This window comes from Streptomyces sp. NBC_00539 (genome assembly GCF_036346105.1).
GTDB lineage: Bacteria > Actinomycetota > Actinomycetes > Streptomycetales > Streptomycetaceae > Streptomyces.
The window spans coordinates 140,495-159,010 of the sequence record NZ_CP107811.1 but is presented as its reverse complement, the minus strand read 5'-3'; the positions used below and the strand labels follow the sequence as shown (position 1 = coordinate 159,010).

The window sequence follows — 18,516 nt, the reverse complement described above, 5'->3', positions numbered from 1 at the left end:
GGGGGGCTGGCCGCAGAGTCTGCGTACCGCGGTGAGCATCCTGCTTTCTTCGCGGTTTCCCATGTGGATGGCCTGGGGACCGCACCTTACGTTCTTCTGCAACGCGGCCTACCGGCGCGACACTTTGGGTCGCAAATACCCATGGGCGTTGGGAAGGCCGGCAAGCGAGGTCTGGGCCGAGATCTGGAACGACATCGGTCCTCGCATCGACAACGTCCTCAGCAGGGGCGAGGCCACGTGGGACCAGGCGCTGCTGTTGTTTCTGGAACGCTCCGGCTTCACCGAGGAGACGTACCACACCTTCTCGTACAGCCCGCTGCGCGACGACGACGGCACGATCGTCGGGATGCTGTGCGTGGTCAGCGAGGAGACGGAGCGGGTGATCGGTGAGCGGCGGATGGCCACGTTGCGGGACCTCGGCTCCGATCCCAGCGCGGTACTCACCGAGCAGGAGATGCTCGCCTTCGCAGGCCGGCAGATGCGGCACAACGCCCGTGATCTGCCTTTCACGCTGACCTATCTGTTCGAGGACGCGGACACGGCGCGGTTGGCGGCGACCACCGGCATCGATGCCGGGCACGCGGCGGCGCCACTGGTGCTCTCGGCCGACGACGCGTCCGCGCGGTGGCCGCTCCGGGCGGCAGCCTTGGGGGAGACGACGGTGACGACACTGCAGGACGTGGCATCGACCGATCTCCCGAGTGGTCCGTGGCCCGAGCCTCCCACGCGCGCGCTTGTCGTGCCGCTGCTCGGGAAAGGCAGTGCCCCGTATGGCTTCCTCGTGGCCGGCGTGAACCGGTACCGGCCCTTGGACGACGGCTACCGTGGCTTTGTGGAACTGGTTGCCGGTCATCTCGCCGCCGGTATCGCGAGCGCCCGCAGCTACCAGGCCCAGCAGAAGCGGGCCGAGGAACTCGCCGAATTGGACCGCGCCAAAACGACGTTCTTCTCCAACATCAGCCACGAGTTCCGCACCCCTCTCACACTGATCATGGGCCCCCTGGAAGAGCTCCGCAGCCGTCTGATCGACGACCCCCAGTCCTATGAAGATGTGGAGATCATCCACCGCAACGGACTACGGCTCGGCAAGCTCGTCAACGCCCTCCTCGACTTCTCCCGTATCGAGGCCGGCCGCATGCAGGCAAGTTGTGAGCCCGTGGACCTCGCCACGTTCACGGCCGAGTTGGCAGGCGTGTTCCGATCAGCCATCGACAAGGCCGGTCTGAGGTACGACGTCGACTGCCCGCCCCTGGGGCAAGAGGTGTACATCGACCGCCAGATGTGGGAAAAGGTCGTCCTCAACCTCCTCAGCAACGCACTGAAGTTCACCTTCGACGGGTCGATCGGCGTCAGCGTGAGAAAGGAGGCAACCGAGGTCGTCGTCACCGTCTCGGACACCGGTATCGGTGTGGCCGCCGGAGAGATGCCGCGCCTCTTCGAGCGCTTCCACCGCATCGAAAGCGCCCGCTCCCGCTCCAACGAAGGCAGTGGCATCGGTTTGGCCCTCGTCCAAGAACTGGTGGGCCTGCACGGCGGCACCATCACAGCCGACAGCACCGAGGGAGTCGGCACCTCCTTCACCATCCGCTTGCCCTTCGGCACCGCGCACCTGCCCCCTGACTCAGCCGTGCGCGAGGGCGCGACCGCCGCGGCCGGCCCCCGTGCTTCCAGCGCCTACACGGCAGAGGCGCTCCGCTGGTTGCCCAGCGACCGCACCGCGCCGGCGCAGAAGGAGACCACCGAAACAGACGAGGTTTCGGCCGCTGACACCGGGGCGTTGCCCACGCGCGTACTCATCGCCGACGACAACGCCGACATGCGCGAGTACCTCGCCCGTCTGCTGACCGGCGCCGGCTACGAAGTCCAGGGCGTCACCGACGGGATGGAAGCCCTCGACGCCATCCGCACGCACATGCCCGACCTCGTCGTCAGCGACGTGATGATGCCCCGTCTCGACGGCCTCGCCCTCGTCGCAGCGCTGCGCACCGACCCTCGTACCGCGGCCGTACCCGTCCTGCTGCTATCGGCCAGGGCCGGGCAGGAAGCCTCCATCGAAGGCCTTCAGGCCGGCGCCGACGACTACCTGGTCAAACCCTTCGCAGCCGCCGAACTCCTCGCCCGAATCCGCGCGAACGTCGAACTCGCGCGGCTGCGCAACCACCAGGCCCGCTGGCGTACCGCTCTGGTGGACTCCCTACAAGAGGCGTTCTTCGTCTGTGACGAGACCGGCGCCATCACCGAAATCAACTCCACCTTCACCGACATCCTCGGGTACGGCACCGAGGGCCTGCCCTACGCACCCATCCACCCATGGTGGCCGGACGCAAGCATCGACCCCGACGCACATCGGCAGGTGGAGAAGGCCTTCGCCCAATTGCTGGGGCACCAGAGGGGCTCCTACTCCATCCCCGTCACCCACCGGGACGGACACCGGGTGTGGGTCCGTGCGACCTTCGCCCAAGCCAAAGACCCCGCCACCGGCCGCAACATCATCGTCGGCACCTTCCGCGACATCACCGCCGAGCACTACGCCATCCAGCGCGAAACCGCGCTCGCAGCCCTCAGCACTCGACTGTCCAAAGCCGGCAGCCTGACCGAAGCGCTTACCGGCGCCCTCAGCGAACTCAAAGCCCTGTGGCGGGCTGAACACGTCCTGGCGGCCGTTTTCCCACGCCATAACGAACCGATCGTGACGTCCACCGCAGGTCCGACCCACTGGCAGCAACTGTCCCCCGAACACCGCCACCTGCTGACGGACCAGCGCCGGCAATCCACCCTCACCGCAGCAGCGCGCGGCAGCGGAGCCGGCGTCACCCTCGAACACCCCGACGGCCCCCTTGCGCTGTGGATCGACCTCGGCGACAGCCGCCCGTTCACCGGCGAAGACGAACTCCTGCTGTCACTCCTGGCAGGTCACCTCACACAGGGACTGGCCCGCGCCCACCACAACGACCAGCAGCGCGAAACAGCCCTTGCCCTCCAGCGGGCCATCCTCGGCCCCTCCGAGCTACCCGCAGGCTTCGCCGTACGCTACGAGCCCGCCACCCCGCCCCTCGAAGTGGGTGGGGACTGGTACGACACCGTCACCCTGCCCGACGGACGCATCGGCATCGTCGTCGGTGACTGCGTCGGCCGAGGCCTGAAAGCAGCCGCTGTCATGGGCCAACTGCGCAGCGCCTGCCGCGCACTCCTCCTGCAGAACCCCCGCCCCGCCCAGGTCCTCACGGCGCTGGACCACTTCGCCGCCGGCATCCCCGGAGCCCTGTGCACTACGGTCTTCTGCGGCATCCTCGACCCGGAAAGCGGCCACCTCATCTACTCCAGCGCCGGACACCCGCCCGGCATCCTCGCCCGCCCCGACGGCGCGACCTGCCTCCTCGAAGACGGCCGCTCCACCCCCCTGGCCATCACCCCGGGCGCGGCACGCCCCGAAGGCACATGCACCATGGCCGCCCGCGACACCCTGCTGCTGTACACCGACGGACTGGTCGAACGCCGCCGCCGCCCACTGACCGACGGCATCCACCAAGCCGGTCGAGCACTCCAGGAAGGACGCGACACCCCCATCGACGACCTCGCCGGCGACGTCATGACCAGCCTGGCGCCAGCCGACGGCTACGACGACGACGTCGCACTCCTGCTATACCGATACCCCGCCCCCCTGGACATCAGCTTCCCCGCCGAATCCGCCCAGCTGGCCCCGGTCCGCCAAGCCCTACGCGGGTGGCTCGACCGGTGCGCCCTGCCCCCGCACACCGTCCAGAACGCCTTGGTCGCCGCCGGGGAAGCATGTGCCAATGCCATTGAACACGGCCACCGCCACACCCCCGGCGACACCGTCCGCCTACGAGCAGAAACCCTCACCGACGCACTCCACCTCACCGTCACAGACACCGGCCGCTGGAAAACACCACAACCCGAGGCCAACCCCCACCGGGGCCGCGGCGTCACCCTCATGCGCGCCTTGATGCAGACCGTCCACATCACATCCGACCAAGCCGGTACCACCGTCGACATGCACACGAGGATCACCTGATGACCACCCCTCTCGCCCTCACCACCGCGCGCCGACCGGATGACACGACAGTCCTCAAGGCCGTCGGGGAAATCGACATGAGCAACACCGACACGCTCACCTCAGCTCTCGATTCCCTTCCAGGCAAACTGCTCGTTGACCTCACCGAAGTCGAATACCTCGACAGCGCCGGCGTGAGCGTCCTGTTCACTCATGCCGGCCGAATCGAAATCATCGCCACCCCGCTGCTGATTCCCGTACTGACGATCTCCGGTCTCGCCGACCTCGCCACCGTCCACGAACGCGGAGCGTGATGCGAGCCAGACCGGCTCCCCACCCCACGAGCCCCTACCTCCCCGACCTCGCTCTACGACGACCGCCGACTGCTCGTAGAAAGCCTCCTCCTCAGGCCCGGCAGGCTGCGCCGGGGCCGGCCTCCCGGCCCGATGACGGGTTCCACGGCGGCGAGGACGGCGTCGCGCAGCGCGATGGGTTCCAGGGTGGGGGCAGCTTCGGGTGCTGCCGCAGGACCGGGAAGGAGCCCAGGCAGGCCTGCCCCCGGTTGTCATCCCCTCTGGCAACGGCGGCACGGGCGCGTACAACCCCACAGGGCGCCCGCATGTCACACACACACACGACACACGTTCGGGACAAGGGGAATCATGAAGCGCACAACCGCCGCCGCCATCGCGATCACGGCCGCCCTCGCCGCCTCGCTCACCGCCTGCGGAGACAGCAGCGATGACAAGGCGGCACCGACCGCACCTACGGCCGTCGGCACGCCCGCGGGGCAGGCCACGCCTTCGGCGAGCGCGTCGGCGGTCAAGCCGTCGAATGGCATGCCGCCGAGGCCTACCGGCGCCGCCCGCGACGCGTACCTCGCCGCGATCACGATAGTTGCGCCCAACACCGCCGCCGACCCCGACAAGGCCATCGACGCGGGCCGGAATCAGTGCTCCGCGCTGAACGGGGGTGCCCAGAACCCTGACCATGCCGCGGCGCAGCGATTCGGGAACGACGCCCACCCTCTCACCGACGCCCAGGGCAAGGCCATCAACGCCGCATTGCGCGCGACCATGTGTCCCGCGACCTGACGCACCCCCGGCACCTACGGCGAGCGCCGACTCTCGCGGTTCCCAAGATGCCGTTGCTGTCGATCCGGTCCGACCGGTGGCGATGTGGCCGTTGCCCGTCCGGTGGGACTGGAGCGCGCGTTCAACCGGGGGAGACCCGCTCGTCGCTCAACGGCCGCACCGCGACGTACGGCGGGCCGCTGCCTGGCGGCAACGGCCCCGCTCGCTGTCCGATCGCTGAACGGTCCTGCCGAGAGGGCGAAGCCCGCTGGTTGCGATGGCGCGTGGGGGTACTACTTCGGGCAGTTAACAATGCCCTTGGCGATGCCGGTGACCGCGCCGAGGAGCATTCCGCCGGCCGCCGCCTGGGGGCCGCCCACGAGACCACCGAGGGCTCCGCTGACGATGCCGCTGCCGATCTCCTTGGCCATGCACTTGTCGTGGGCGTCGCTGCTCGCCGCAGTGGGCGAGGCCTTGAAGGAGGCGGTCGTCATCATGTGGGTCGTCATCATTCCGGCCGCCTTCGTCGCGGCGGCCGGAGAGGCGGCGGTCGTGCCCAGGGAGAAGGTCGGGGGTGAGATGGTGCCGGTGACGGTCTCACCGGTGACGCCTTCGATGGTCTGGGTGACGGTGGCGCCGTTGACCGCGAGGAAGACCTTGTGGGCCGCGCCGCTCGTGTCCGTGACGGTGCCGGGCTGCACGGTCGCGATGACGGCGCCGTTCGCGTCACTGACCTGAATGCCGCCCTGCACTGCGGCCAGTTCGGTCCCCGCCGGAAGGTCCACGGTGCCCGAAGCGGTCTTCGCCAGGGCGGTGGGCTTCACGTCCGGGCTTGCGGTGTCGCTCCCCGGCGGTGTGGCGCCGGTGTGGGCGACGTACATCGTCGAGCCGGCCGTCGAGTTGATGACGGGGACGGTGACGGTGGCGTCGGTCGTCCACGGCTGGTTGTCGGTGTCGAAGGTCCAGGTGCCGGTGACCTTCTTGCCCACGGCCGCGAAGTCGACCCAGGCGTAGTTCTTGGAGGGGACCTCGACCGCGATCCCGTTGATCGTCGACTCGTCCGAGGTGTACGTCTGCGTCGCGGTCAGCTGGTTGCTGATTATGGCCTGGATCGGGGTGGTGACGCCGACCGACGTCGACAGCCCGGCGGAGAACGACTGGGCCCAGCCGGAGTGGTAGATCGTGGTGAAGATCTGCTTCATCGTGGTGCTGGTGTCGTTGTACCAAACCGACGATGCGGGCTGGCGCGGCAGCACCTCGGGTCGGCCCTCGTATTTCTGTGTCCACGAACAGGAGGAGATCTTCTTGGAACACAGGTCGCTGTAGTAGTCGAGCGCGAGGCTCCTGGCCTCGGCCGCCTTCGCGGCGGGGACCGTCCACTCCTGGCTCGCGCTACCGTTGCACGGGTTGGGCTGGGCGAGGATGCCCCACAGGTGCAGGCCGCCCCGGTTGTCCATGCAGTACTCGGCCCCGCTGCTCTCGTCGCGCCGGACGATGCCGAAGGAGTTGGGCTTGCCGTCGACCGGGCGGAAGTTCCACTGCTCGCCGTCCTTGCCGCAGGACTGCTGCACGGCAGGTTGGGAGGCGTAGACGCACTTGCCGGAGGAGATGCTGGCGATGTTGAAGGTTCCGGGGGAACTGAGCTTGATCAGGCGCCAGGTCGGGAAGTTGGTTCCGTCGGGGGTGACGGATATCTGGTTCCCGTCGCCGGTGCCCGTCGCGTTGAGGGTGCCGTCCGTGTTGGTGAAGGTGTAGGCGTCAGTCCCGGCGGCGCTGACCGGGGTCGCGGCGCCCGCCGGTGCCGCGGCGAGGACGGAGCCCAGGAGGGCCAGTGCGACAGCCGGCGCGCTGAGGAGTCTCGCAGCGCTCGTCATATGCCTCTTCATGGTCACTTCCTGCGGTTTCGGGTGTGCTTCCTGGGGGCAGGTGATCGCCCGGGCCCGCAGTGGCCGGCTCCAAGCAACCGTTTCGCTCGGCCGGACGGCCGAGCGCCTTCGGCCCTCAGTCACCCACACGCGCGTGGCCCCGTTAACCCGGAACGATCCGGAGTGACGCCGCCAGGCACGATGCCGGGGCGCCCCGGGTCGGGACAGGACCGTCCCGGGGCGCGGGCCGTGACGACCAAGCGGCCGTCGGTGTAGCGGAGCGTCTGCTCTCGCTCCTCGGCACCTGACGCGCTCCGGCCCCGCGGGGGTCGGGCAGCGCCATCGCGCGCGGCGATGTTGCGGTGCCGGTGTCGGGATCGGCGGTGCGATCCGGCCCGTATTCTGGTGCGCTGCCGCCCCAGCGGCGTGTGATGGCCCTCGCGGCCGCATGAGAAGGCCCCGCCTGGCGGGACGTCTTCGCTCTGGCGACCGCGGGCATCGAGCTCCGGGCTCGGAACCTGGTGCCGGTGCGCGTCGTCGAGGGCGCGGGAACGGAGATGGCCGGAGTCCTGGACCGAGGTCCCCGGCCTCGAACGCATCGTCGTCAAAGCCATGAACCAGCCCTACCGGCCGAGATACAGGGACTGGCACAAACTCAGGCGGCGGGACACCACCGAGGCGATCATCGGCGCCATCACCGGCTGCAGCCTCCGCGTTCCTGCCGATACCCGTGAAGTTTCGGCGCTGCCTGGCACAGGTTCGCCGGAACGTGTGCGCTTTGCCGAACGACTCGTTCGAGGCGATAACGACGCTGTTCTTCTCCTCCTGCTCCGTCAGGACCTGGAAGAGCTGTGGATCGCCCGCACCGTCGTCTGCGAGCCCGCCGCACCGCCACCGGCCGGCATCGGCTGCCGACGAGGCCCGGGTCGGGGTGCGGGTCCCGGCGGGGCGGATGCCGGTGGATGTGCCGCCCTCCGAACTGCGCGTCGGGGCCAGGTCCTGACCGGCGGCGGCCTGGTCGCCATCACCGATCTGCGCTACCCCCATGGCGGCACCCCGCACCATGACCCTGGCCAACAGGCGCCTGACCGTCGCGGAGCGCACGGTGCGCGTCTACCGCCCCCGCAGAGGCCGACCCTGGCCCTGCGCGCGGTGGTGGAGTCGCCGGGCGCGGAGGAAATCCGTACCCCCGACGGGGATCTGTCTGGGCTACGGCGGGCGGGTCAGTCGGGCTAGGAGGGCGCGACGGCCCGGCGCCAGACGGTGGCGTCGAGGGTGACGTGGAAGGCGGGGTCGGTGTTGGCCGTCTGCCCCCGGAAGGTGATCAGACCGATGTGACCCGCCTTGGTGAGGACGCAGAACTGGGCGCCCGGGGACAACTTGTCCAGGGGGATGTAGTCGGCGAAGCGCGTCTCGTCGCGGCAGGTCTCCAGGGATCCGGCCTGCTCCGGGTCGAGCAGCACGAGGTGGTTGCCCGCCTGGGTGAGCACGCGGTACGGGAGCGAGTGCCCGCCGAACTCCAGGTCGCCGACGGAGCCGCCAGACTCCTGCGGCCGCAGCTCACCGTCGCCGAACCTCAGGGTGTAGTTTTCCGGCAGGTTGATGCCCGTGCGGGTGACCGGCTCCGGCGCCTTGGTCGCGCCGGCCGGCGACTGCGAGGCGTTCGGGGTGGACGAGGCCCCCTTCCCCTTCCCGGCGGCCTGTTCTTCCGTGCCGGAGTTGCGGCTCACGAGGTACACGCCGCCGCCGGCGAGCAGCGCCAGGGCGAGCCCGAACGCCACCGCCATGCCCGGCCGCCGGGTCGGGCGGCCCGGCGCGGACGGCTGGGGCGGGTAGCCCGGTGGCATCGAAGGCTGGGCATAGGGGCCCGGAGGGGGAGGCGTCGGCGGTCCGTACGCGCCCTGGACGGCGGGCGGCGCGGCGGGCGCGGCGGTCACCGTCGGCTCGTGGCCGGGCGGCGCCGGTGCCGGGGCCGCGGGAACCCGGGTCACCTCGGGCGGTGCGGGCGCCGCCGTGCGCAGCGTGATGTCGGCGGCGACCGCGCCGGGCAGCCAGGCCTCGGGGCGGCGCAGTGGCGCGTCACCGTTGGCGGCCCGGCACAGCGCGAGAACCTCGTCGACCGAGGGCCTGGCCGCCGGCTCCTTGGCGAGGCAGTGGGCCACCAACTCCTGGAGCTGGGGCGGGAGTCCGGTGAGGTCGGGCTGCTCGTGGACGATGCGGTAGAGCACCCCGTGCGAGGTGCCCTCGCCGAACGCGGGCAGGCCGGTCGCCGCGTACGCTGCGACCTGGCCGAGCGCGAAGATGTCGGTGGCCGGGGTGACCGCATCGCCCGCAGCCTGTTCGGGTGCCATGAAGGCCGGGGTGCCGATGGTGACGCCGCTGCCGGTGAGGGCGGTCGCGTCGGCGGCCCGTGCGATGCCGAAGTCGATGACGCGGGGCCCGTCGCCCGCGAGCAGCACGTTGGACGGCTTGAGGTCGCGGTGGACGATGCCGGCCCCATGGATGACCTGCAGGGCCTCGGCGACGCCCGCGACCAGGAGCAGCACGGTGGGCACGGGCAGTCCGCCGTGCCGCTGCACGGCGTCGGCCAGGGAGGGCCCGGGGACGTAGGCCGTGGCAAGCCAGGGGTGGCGGCCCTCGGTGTCGGAGTCGATCACGGGCGCGGTGTACAGCCCCTGCACGCGCTCGGCGGCCCGCACCTCCTGCTGGAAGCGGCGGCGGAACTCGGCGTCTTCGCCGAACTCCGGCCGGATCACCTTGATCGCGACGGGCCGTCCGCCCGGAGTGTACGAGAGGTACACCTTGCCCATGCCGCCTGCGCCGAGCCTGGCCACGATGCGGTATCCGGCCACGGACCGCGGGTCGTCGCCCTCCAGCGGATGAAAGACGGTGTCCAACTCGATTCCCCCACAGTCGTTTTCGGCCCGCGCGGCGGTACCTGCCCGACGCACGCGGAACTTTACCGAACACAAGATCAGATCATGAAGCGGCGCTGTCGCAGCTGCCGCCGTCGCAACGCCCCTGTCCCCGCCCGCGCACTGAGTGCCTGCGATCACTGACGAAGACTTCGGACCGACCCGTCAGGTCTTCGTTGGGGCGATCGACAGCGACAGCCCGTCGGTGAGCCATCGATGTGCCACGGTCATGTTCAGGACGCGCCCGGCCGTTGCGGTGCTGACCAGGGCCCAATACCGCTGCAGTCGGGGATCGAAGCCGGATGACCGCGACACCACCCGGTGCAGGTGTGCGCGGAAGGCGGGGGTGTCCGACTCTCGTCGGGCTCGCGCATGGGCGGAGACGAACGCGTTCACCGCGTCGCCACCGGGCGGCAGGCCTTGGGCCAGAGCGGCGGCCGTCAGCGCGGCGGCTTCGTCGATCTCCGCGTAGAAGGCCGGGCCGTCCCGCATCTCCTCGTCGTGGTCCTGGGTCCAGCGGGTGAAACCGGGCGTGGAAGTGAGCAGGTGCAGCTCGGCGTAGGCCAGGGCCGTGGCGGGGACGGGATCGTGCGGTGGGGCGGGAGCCAGCATGGCGACCATGATGTCGAGCCGGTGCTTGGGCATGGTCGCCGACAGCTGGCGGTACCAATGATCAGTGAGCCTGCGGTGGGCCTCGGGGAGGCGCTGCACGCGGGAGAGTATCTCCAGACGCCGGAGCCGTTCCTCGCTGGGGCAGTCCTCCAGTGACCTCAGCGTGGCCTCGCGCCACCGCAGTTCGGTCAGTCGTTCCTGCACCGCTTCGAGCTCGGTCGTCACCAGTTCCCCGAGCGTGCGCTCCCCCGTGACGACCTGCGTGATCGTCGCGATCGGGGTGTCCAGCGCCCGCAGACGTCTGATGAGCTGGATCCGCTCCCACGCCTCGGGGCCGTAGCGCCGATGACCACCGGTGCTACGAGAGGCCACCGGCAGCAGACCGCTGTCGGAGTAGTAGCGGAGTGTCTTGACGGGCAAGCCCGTTCCGGCCGCGAGTTCACCGATGCTCCACGTGTCGTGCGTCACAGTCCCTTGAACCTCCAGTGCACGGGAGGTCCTAGCGTATTGACCGCTGACGGGTCGGTTTCGCGCCGTTCCCACACCTCAGAGCTCGTTCAGCACGGCCCGGACTGGTGGCGGCCGCTTACTACCGCGAGCCATCGAGCCATCGAGTCCCGTGCTGTGCCGTCCCGATTCAAGAACGGTGGTACGTATGCCCACGACCATGACAGCCCCGCGTCCGCACGGGAAAGCCGGACTCCGCGCGGCGCTCCTCACCTCGCTGTGCACCGTGGTACTGCTGTCGGTCACTGCCGTGCCCGCGGCCGGCGCAGGCCCCGGGTCCCCGGACTCCGAGCAGAAGGGCCGCACCGTCGTACGGACAGAGCAGGGCCTGGTACGCGGCATGGCCCACGACTCGTACACCGCATTCGACGGCATCGCCTACGCCGCGCCGCCGGTCGGACCGCTGCGCTGGCGCGTCCCCGCGCCTGCCCCCGCGTGGCAGGGTGTCCGGGACGCAACGAGGCCCGGTCAGCGCTGTATGCAGATGCCCGCACCAGGTGCGGGCGCGGTCATCGGCTCGGAGGACTGCCTCTACCTCAACGTCACGGTACCGGCGGCGAAGCCGACAGCGAAGAGGCGGCCCGTCCTGGTGTGGATGCACGGCGGTGCGTTCCTGGGCGGTTCTGGCAGTGACTACAGTGCTGAACGGCTGGCGGTCCAGGGTGACGCCATCGTCGTCACGGTCAACTACCGGTTGGGGATCTTCGGATACTTCGGCCACTCCGGCTTGGACGCCGCCCCGCCGTTCGGCCTGGCGGACCAGCAAGCCGCTCTCCGTTGGGTTCGGGCGAACGCCGCGCGTTTCGGCGGAGATCCGGGCAGTGTCACGCTGTTCGGTGAGTCCGCAGGCGCCCTCAGCATCTGTGCCCACCTCACCTCGCCGACGGCCGCCGGACTCTTCCAACGGGCCGTCCTGCAAAGCGGTTCCTGCCTCACCTCCTTCCCGCGCGGCGCGCTCGCCCCGGGAACACCGGCGTACGAGCCGTTCGCCTCACAGGCCGAGGTCCAGTCGGCCGGTGCGGAAGCCGCCCGGCAACTGGGCTGTACAGAGGGCGGCGGGGACGAAGTTCTGGCGTGTCTGCGCGGGCAGAGCACGGATCGTCTCGCCACCGCGCAACTGATGCAGTCCTTCAACCGGCCCGCCTTCGGCAACGGACTGCTGCCCATGGCACCTGCTCAGGCGTTGGCATCGGGACGCTTCCACCGCGTGCCGGTCATCCTGGGCACCAACCACGATGAGATGCGCATGTTCGTCGGCCTGTCGCTCGCCGCCTTCCCGATCCGCACCGAGGGCGACTACCGAGCCCGCCTGGCGGAGGCCTTCGGGGCCGCGGCCCCTGCCGTCGAAGCGCGATATCCGGCAGCACACCATCCCTCTCCGGCGCTGGCCTGGGCAGCGGTGCTGTCCGATCGGTCCTTCACGTGCACCACACTGGCAGCCGGCCGGGCCATCGCGGCGCACGCCCCTGGTGTCCCCCTCTACGGCTACGAGTTCAACGATCAGAACGCTCCCGTGCTCGCCGGCCTGCCGGCGGACCCGGGCTTTCCCTACGGTGCGGCGCACGGCTTCGAGATGCCCTACCTGTTCACCTCGCTCCCCACCGAACGACCGCTGAACGACGGCCAGCGCGCCCTGTCAGACCAAATGGTCGGCTACTGGACGAACTTCGCGCGCACCGGTAACCCGAACACCGCCGCCGCCGCGTTCTGGCCCGCCCTCCCTGCCTCGCTCGCTCACGCGGCACCGGTGCAGTCGCTGGCTCCGGGACCGGGCGGGATCCACCCCGCCGACGCCTATTCCGCACACGGATGCTCATTCTGGGACCGCTTGTCCCAGTGAGACGCGAGTGAGCGGCTCGCCGGGGAGCGGGCTGCGGCCGCACTGACGCCGAAGGCTCTGCCGTCGGACTACCCGCACATTCTCGCCGCCGTACGGCAGGACGCCGGAGGCGAAGTGTGGCACGCGCAGGAAACGGCTCGTCGCGCGTACCGCGCCCTCGCAGCTCCTCCGGGTGCGCCTTGCCGGCGGGCGCCCGGTCCGGTGATGGCCGTTCCCCCGGCCCGGGCCGGCCCGTTCCGGACTTCCGGAGCGGCGGATACGCGGCCGGGCCTGCTGGTTGTACGGGCAGTTGTCTCGATTACGGGCATGTGCGGTTTCGACAGGATCACGATGCGTGCGGCAGACCGGCTCAGCGCAGGTCAGGGGCCCTGGGTCCCGTACGGTGTGGATCACCGCAGCCGCCGACCGCCCGCCCGATGGGGCGCGTGGCGTGCCGCTGTTCCATCGCTCCTTTCTCCTGGGGGAAACACCGTGCGCAGCACGCTCGTCCGTCGTACCGTCCTGACCGCCTCCGCCGTGTCGCTGGCCCTGCTCACCTCCGCCTGCGGCTCCGGTGGCAGCGACGACAAGGCCGGGGACAAGCCGTCCGCGAGCGCTGCCGCGACGTCCGCCGCCCCGGCCGCCAAGGGCAAGTCGGACGCGGAGACGGCAGCGCTGCTCGTCACCCAGGCCGATGTCAAGGACCAGATCGTGTCGGCCGAGGGAGCGGCCGGCGCCGCCGCGGTCCCGGCCGAGGTCGACAACGCCGCCTGCAAGCCGCTCGCCCAGGTGCAGACGGCGCAGAAGGTCGGTGCGCCCACCGGCTTCGGCCGCACCTCGGCCAAGGCCAAGCCGCAGGAACTCCCCGCGGGAGCCTCCGCCGAGGACAAGCTCAAGGCCGGCCTGCTGGCGCTCGGCGGGGACCAGACCCTGATCACCGTCGCCTCGTACGACGGCAAGGGCGCCGAGGACGCCTTCGCGTCCGTCAAGGCCGCAGGCGCTGCGTGTTCCGGCGGGTACACGGTGACCTACCAGGGTGACAAGACCAAGCTCGACAGCGTCACCCCGGGCCCCGTCCAGGCCCGTGACGAGGCGGTGCACTACACCGTGGTCATGGACCTGGGCGACGGCGAGAAGTCGACCGGCCACTTGGTGGCCGTACGCAAGGGCAACGCGCTGGCCACCTTCTACACATTCGGCACCGCCGCGAAGTTCCCCGGCGACCTCATGGACATCCAGCTCACGAAGCTGGGCTGACCCGGTCCGTCGTTTCCCCGGGGGGCCGGCCTCGGCCGTACGGCGCCTTCCCGGGGATCCGGCTCGGGACGCGACGGACAGCGGTGGCTGCTTCACGGTGACGGTGTGGCGCACTGATGGCGGGTTCTCGCAGGACACGGCGCTGTTCCGCGTCGCCACACATGTGCTGGCGACGATCCCGGGCCGGCCGACGGTGCGGAATAGCCTGCAGGGGGCGGTGGTTGGCAGCGCTGATCGTCACTGGACCGACCTTGGAGCGCCCGTGTCCCGTTCTTTCCTCTTCCTCCTCGCTAGCGCCCGCCCGGATGGCAATTCCGAGCTGCTGGCGCGGGCCGCGGCGCAGCAGTTGGGAGCGGGCACGGAGCAGACGTGGCTGGACCTGACGCAGCTTTCCCTGACCGACTACGTGGACGAGCGGCATGCGCCGGGCGGGGCCACCGACGGGGACGAGGTCGAGGCGGCGCTGCACCGGGCCACCCTCGACGCCTCGGACATCGTCATCGTCTCGCCGCTCTACTGGTATTCGGTGTCCTCATACGCCAAGCGCTACCTGGACTACTGGTCCAAGTGGCTCGCCACACCGGACCCCGGCTTCAAGGCGAAGATGGCCGGTAGGACGCTTTGGGGCGTGACGGCCATGGCGCACCAGCAGGAGGTGGTCGCGGAGCCGCTGCGGCTCACCCTTCACCACACGGCGGCGTACATGGGCATGCGGTTCGGCGGGGTGCTGCTCGGGAACGGTACCCGGCCGGGACACGTGCTCGCCGACGAGCGGGCGGCGGAACGGGCCAAAGCGTTCTTCGCCCGCGAGGCGCCGCTCGCCCATTTCCCTTACGAGGCGTAGCGCCGGGCCCCGGGGCTACACCCCACCGAAGTAGTCGTGGGCCGATTCGGTGAGCTGAACGTCTTCGCCTGCCCCTTCGACCCCGACCATCCGCACCGCTGGAGCATCCAGTAGCGGGCGGCGCCCCCACGCCTGGTTCGGCGCTCCGATCATCGGCGAACGCCGTGCTGTCGCTTCTCAGGCTCTGGCACAGCTTCTGTGGTGCCGGATGGGTGTGAGGGTGCGCCTGCCACACTCGGACGGTGCGCCCCGCGACCGGCGGTGCGGGAGAGAACGGATCTCAGCTTGTCCAGATGGACTGTGCTTGCCATACCCGTCGACGGTGTCAGCGAGACGGATCGAAACGCACGAACGCTCGCAGAATTCGACGGCAGTACGGAGGAAGCCGAATCGGCCCTGCTGGAGGCGGCGAACACCTACGAGCACAAGCTCTGGAAGGTGAACCGACGAGAGATCTTCAAGTGCTCCAGCAGGTCCTACTTCCTCCGTATCCACGGCCGAATGGCTACGTACGGGCTTTTGCTCCAGCTCGCCGAGCTGATCCACGACACCGCGGAGCCCACGAGCAAGTATCCCTGGTGAAAGCGGCCCACCACAAAAGCTGTGCCAGAGCCATCTCGGGCTATGGCACTTTCCGTGATGCGGCCCCGCCCGTGGTTGTGGAGGGCCCCGGTTGCGGAACTCGCTGGTTGCACCGGTAGCCGAGGCCCCGGGCGGGGCTCCGCTGCGTGCTTCGTCAGTGGTCGGGTGGCAGCGCGGCACTTGAGTGGTCGATGACGTTGCGGTTGGAGCAGTTGTTCTTGCGGTCGTCAGTCCAATCGCTCAGGGCGGCCACTACGGCGAGTTCCTGGAGACACACCTCAGCGGCGGTGAAGTTCCAGTAGCTCGCTGCGTTTGCCCCGTTACCGACGTTGCTGTCGTGGTCGGCGAAAGGGAGGCGTGGCGGCGGAAAGGGCCGCTGCGGCCAGCAGGCTGCAAGCAGGGAGAGCGGACGCGCACAATGTCCAACCTGCGCGGAAGCCGCGATGCCGGGGTCTTCGACGGATCCCTGCTGCTCTTCGCGGCCACTACGCCGGGACGCACCCATCGCCCGCGTGGTGGCCCGCCACCTCGCCTGACCCGTCCGGCCGCCGCCCCCTCCACCACAGCGGAAGGGGCGGCGGCCATAGACCCGTGCGCCCTTGGCCACGACGGGGACCAGGCGGCGGGCGGATCCTGCAGGGAGAGGCCGAAGGCCTTGACCGCCTGGTAGTGGGTCCAGGCGGTGCTGCTACAAGAGCCCTTCTCGCCACCCGAGTACGCCGGCACACCGGGACAAATCGCCGACGCACCCTCGCACCTGCTTCCGGGACGGAGCCCCGGCTGTCCTCGCAACCCTCTGGGCCTCGCCGATCGCGACAAGCCTTTGCTGGTCAGGCGTGTTTGTCCGATGGCTGCTGGGCAGGCTGGACCGACCAGGGTGGTGGCGCGTCGTTGCCCGAGTCCTCGTCGCGCTCCGCGTCGACGGATGTCGCATGGATCTTGCCCGACGCGTGGTGGACCGGCGCGTATACGGCATAGAGCTGCAGGGTCTCGTCACCAATGTTGGTGACGTTATGCCACGTGCCGGCGGGTACGAAGATCGCCCAGCCATCTTCGACCTCCCGGTCGAAGTCGAGTCGATCCTTAGTGCGGCCCATCTGGACGCGGCCCCGGCCCGCGTCGAGTCGTAGGAATTGGTCAGTTTCCGGGTGGGCCTCCAAGCCGATGTCCTCACCCACCGGGATAGACATGAGAGTCAACTGGAGGTACTTACCGGACCAGGCGACCGCACGATAGTTCGTGTTCTCGAGCGTCGCCTTCTCGAGGTCGAAGCTTTGAGGTTCCGGCCCGATGTCCTTGATGGTCATATTTCTCTCCCGGTCAACGAAGGCGGTACGCGGCGTTCTTGCGCCCGCCCACGTCAGCGCTCTCTGAGCCCTGGGCTCTTTCGGCCCACGAGCACGTGAGCCGCAACCGCACGAGCGGCCACGACCCTTTGCCACATTCCTCCGTGCGTCCGGTCGTGTAGCCGACCGGGTTCGTGCAGTCGGTGACAGTCTCGCCCGCCAAGCGTCGGCGCGACACCTCCAGCCCGTGTAGCGCGTCACTTCCGTCAGACAATTCACGCTTTCGGTGATTGTGGCGTTGATTCCGCAGTCCAGGCCGGCAGGCATCGTGGCATCGTGCATGCTGGCAGGCTGGGGCTGCAGAGGTGCTGCACAGCTGGTACCCACGGCCCAGGTCACCCGACCAGCCGTCCCATGAGGGAGCGAGCCCGGTCCGTCTGCGACCCGCAGGGATAGCCGCAGACGGAGCCAGGATGCCGGTCAGGGGGCGGGCTCGTAGGCGACGGTTGTGGTGGGGCAGTCCTCCACCGCCACCAGCAGGACGGCCGTCTCCGCGGAGCCGCGCCTGGTCAGGTGCTCCAGGAGGTGGTGGGAGAGCTGGGAGACCGCGAAGACGAAGACGAGGTCGTAGAACAGCTCCAACGGAGACACTTCCCGCCGCAGTCTCAACGACTCGGGCACGCTGCTCATGGTCGGAATCTCCTCAACCAAGGTGGCGGGCTGGGCGCCCGCCGAATCGGGCTGGCCAGGTGTCGCGCGGCGGCGGCCCGACATGGATGCCCGGCCGCCGCCGTCATGTAACGGGCGGATGTCAGCCCTCGTCGGCCGGCTTGGCCGCGAGGTGCTCGTTGTAGAACGGGACGGCCGCGGCGATGGCCTGGTCGACGTACTTGGGGACGTCGTAGAAGTCCATGTGCGTGCCGCCCTCGACGATGCGGAACTTCTTGGGGGTGCGGGCGCGGCGGTGGAGTTCGGTGGACAACCACAGCGATCCGGCCTCGCTGCCGGCGACGACGAGCAGGGGGGTCGAGGACCTCCTCACCCAGGCGGGCCGGAATCGTTCCCCACCGGGTTACGTGTTTCGGGATGCCGGACTTCACGGGACATGACCTCGGCAGCGACTCATGCTGCAGAAGGTGAGGAGAGGCAGTGCAGACGTTCCTTCCGTTCGCGTGTTTCCAGGCTTCCGCCACCGTGCTTGACGGGCGGCGGCTCGGAAAGCAACGGGTCGAGGCTCTGCAGGTGCTGCGAGGACTGATCGTTCCCGGTTACGGCTGGCGCAGACATCCCGCTGTGCGGATGTGGTCGGGTTTCGAGGAGGCCCTCGTGCGCTACGGACTGGACGTCTGTGCGGTCTGGACGGCCGAAGGGCGCGAAGACACATGCGCCGTCACCCTGCTACAGGACTTCCGGGCATGGCTGCCGGGCGGACAGCCGAGGACGCAGGAACAACTCGCTGCCCAGGGGAACCTGCCGCCGTGGTTGGGAGACCCGGATTTCCACCGCAGCCACCAGTCGGCGCTGGTACGCAAGGACGCTGACTTCTACCGCCGACACTTCCCCGACGTCCCGGATGACCTGCCGTACATCTGGCCCCCCTCCGACCGCGACACCGGCCCCAAGCCCCTCTGACCGACGCCCGCCGCCAGGCCCTCCTGCTCACATGGGCTTGTGCACGGCGGACGCGCCCCGCCGTCTCTCCCTCCTCCTGCGGCTGCCGGTCGGAGGCGTCGACGGCGCG

The 18,516-nt window shown here is 69.6% G+C and carries 14 protein-coding genes and 2 pseudogenes; 8 read left to right on the top strand and 8 right to left on the bottom strand.

From position 1 onward, the window contains the following. Window positions 1-61: 61 nt before the first annotated feature. The 3 genes from OG861_RS00880 (at window position 62) to OG861_RS00870 (ending at window position 5,109) form a co-directional block, all read left to right on the top strand. The gene (locus OG861_RS00880; protein WP_330261945.1) at window positions 62-4,036 is read left to right on the top strand and encodes a SpoIIE family protein phosphatase; all 3,975 of its coding nucleotides are present in this window, start codon (window positions 62-64) and stop codon (window positions 4,034-4,036) included. Next, a complete protein-coding gene (locus OG861_RS00875; protein WP_329201540.1) occupies window positions 4,036-4,329 on the top strand; it encodes an STAS domain-containing protein in 294 nt (97 codons plus the stop codon). Before OG861_RS00880 ends, OG861_RS00875 begins: the two co-directional genes overlap by 1 nt. A 348-nt stretch (window positions 4,330-4,677) precedes the next feature. Then, entirely contained in the window at window positions 4,678-5,109 is a 432-nt protein-coding gene (locus tag OG861_RS00870) for a DUF732 domain-containing protein (RefSeq protein WP_330260962.1), read from the top strand. A 272-nt stretch (window positions 5,110-5,381) separates the two neighbouring features. Here the strand turns inward: OG861_RS00870 and OG861_RS00865 are convergent, their stop codons facing one another. From OG861_RS00865 to OG861_RS00855, 4 genes and pseudogenes are all read right to left on the bottom strand, one after another. Further along, the gene (locus tag OG861_RS00865) at window positions 5,382-6,962 is read right to left on the bottom strand and encodes an RICIN domain-containing protein (RefSeq protein WP_330261991.1); all 1,581 of its coding nucleotides are present in this window, start codon (window positions 6,960-6,962) and stop codon (window positions 5,382-5,384) included. A gap of 741 nt (window positions 6,963-7,703) precedes the next feature. After that, window positions 7,704-7,823, bottom strand: a pseudogene (locus OG861_RS34195) (IS21-like element helper ATPase IstB); the annotation flags it as partial. 362 nt (window positions 7,824-8,185) lie between these two features. Beyond that, window positions 8,186-9,850, bottom strand: a complete 1,665-nt coding sequence (locus OG861_RS00860) for a serine/threonine-protein kinase (protein ID WP_330260961.1) — start codon at window positions 9,848-9,850, stop codon at window positions 8,186-8,188. Between the two features lie 183 nt (window positions 9,851-10,033). Next, on the bottom strand, window positions 10,034-10,948 hold the full coding sequence (locus OG861_RS00855) for a helix-turn-helix domain-containing protein (protein WP_330260960.1): 915 nt from the start codon (window positions 10,946-10,948) through the stop codon (window positions 10,034-10,036). Between the two features lie 199 nt (window positions 10,949-11,147). Between OG861_RS00855 and OG861_RS00850 the strand changes: the two genes are divergently transcribed. From OG861_RS00850 to OG861_RS00835, 4 genes are all read left to right on the top strand, one after another. After that, window positions 11,148-12,827: a carboxylesterase/lipase family protein gene (locus OG861_RS00850; RefSeq protein WP_330260959.1), complete on the top strand. Its 1,680-nt coding sequence runs from the start codon at window positions 11,148-11,150 to the stop codon at window positions 12,825-12,827. A gap of 471 nt (window positions 12,828-13,298) precedes the next feature. Continuing rightward, window positions 13,299-14,063 (top strand): hypothetical protein, encoded by a 765-nt coding sequence (locus OG861_RS00845; protein WP_329201565.1) that lies wholly within the window; start codon window positions 13,299-13,301, stop codon window positions 14,061-14,063. A gap of 262 nt (window positions 14,064-14,325) precedes the next feature. Beyond that, the gene (locus OG861_RS00840; protein ID WP_329201567.1) at window positions 14,326-14,907 is read left to right on the top strand and encodes a flavodoxin family protein; all 582 of its coding nucleotides are present in this window, start codon (window positions 14,326-14,328) and stop codon (window positions 14,905-14,907) included. A 300-nt stretch (window positions 14,908-15,207) separates the two neighbouring features. Beyond that, window positions 15,208-15,489: a hypothetical protein gene (locus OG861_RS00835; RefSeq protein WP_329201568.1), complete on the top strand. Its 282-nt coding sequence runs from the start codon at window positions 15,208-15,210 to the stop codon at window positions 15,487-15,489. Window positions 15,490-16,134: 645 nt separating this feature from the next. Here the strand turns inward: OG861_RS00835 and OG861_RS34190 are convergent. The 4 genes and pseudogenes from OG861_RS34190 to OG861_RS00820 all read right to left on the bottom strand — a co-directional run. Beyond that, a pseudogene (locus tag OG861_RS34190) lies at window positions 16,135-16,242 on the bottom strand (phospholipase); the annotation flags it as partial. Between the two features lie 77 nt (window positions 16,243-16,319). Beyond that, window positions 16,320-16,796: a cupin domain-containing protein gene (locus OG861_RS00830; protein ID WP_329201570.1), complete on the bottom strand. Its 477-nt coding sequence runs from the start codon at window positions 16,794-16,796 to the stop codon at window positions 16,320-16,322. 459 nt (window positions 16,797-17,255) lie between these two features. Further along, on the bottom strand, window positions 17,256-17,465 hold the full coding sequence (locus OG861_RS00825; protein ID WP_329201572.1) for a low temperature requirement protein A: 210 nt from the start codon (window positions 17,463-17,465) through the stop codon (window positions 17,256-17,258). A 121-nt stretch (window positions 17,466-17,586) separates the two neighbouring features. Beyond that, the gene (locus tag OG861_RS00820) at window positions 17,587-17,817 is read right to left on the bottom strand and encodes an alpha/beta hydrolase (protein WP_330260958.1); all 231 of its coding nucleotides are present in this window, start codon (window positions 17,815-17,817) and stop codon (window positions 17,587-17,589) included. Window positions 17,818-17,924: 107 nt separating this feature from the next. Between OG861_RS00820 and OG861_RS00815 the strand changes: the two genes are divergently transcribed. Next, entirely contained in the window at window positions 17,925-18,407 is a 483-nt protein-coding gene (locus OG861_RS00815) for an MSMEG_6728 family protein (protein ID WP_330260957.1), read from the top strand. Window positions 18,408-18,516: the final 109 nt, after the last annotated feature.

Excerpts from the sequence above, each read along its gene's own strand:
- OG861_RS00880 (WP_330261945.1), top strand. The coding sequence starts at position 62 with ATGTGGATGGCCTGGGGACCGCACCTTACGTTCTTCTGCAACGCGGCC.
- OG861_RS00875 (WP_329201540.1), top strand. The coding sequence starts at position 4,036 with ATGACCACCCCTCTCGCCCTCACCACCGCGCGCCGACCGGATGACACG.
- OG861_RS00870 (WP_330260962.1), top strand. The coding sequence starts at position 4,678 with ATGAAGCGCACAACCGCCGCCGCCATCGCGATCACGGCCGCCCTCGCC.
- OG861_RS00865 (WP_330261991.1), bottom strand. The coding sequence starts at position 6,962 with ATGACGAGCGCTGCGAGACTCCTCAGCGCGCCGGCTGTCGCACTGGCC.
- OG861_RS00850 (WP_330260959.1), top strand. The coding sequence starts at position 11,148 with ATGACAGCCCCGCGTCCGCACGGGAAAGCCGGACTCCGCGCGGCGCTC.
- OG861_RS00830 (WP_329201570.1), bottom strand. The coding sequence starts at position 16,796 with ATGACCATCAAGGACATCGGGCCGGAACCTCAAAGCTTCGACCTCGAG.
- OG861_RS00825 (WP_329201572.1), bottom strand. The coding sequence starts at position 17,465 with ATGAGCAGCGTGCCCGAGTCGTTGAGACTGCGGCGGGAAGTGTCTCCG.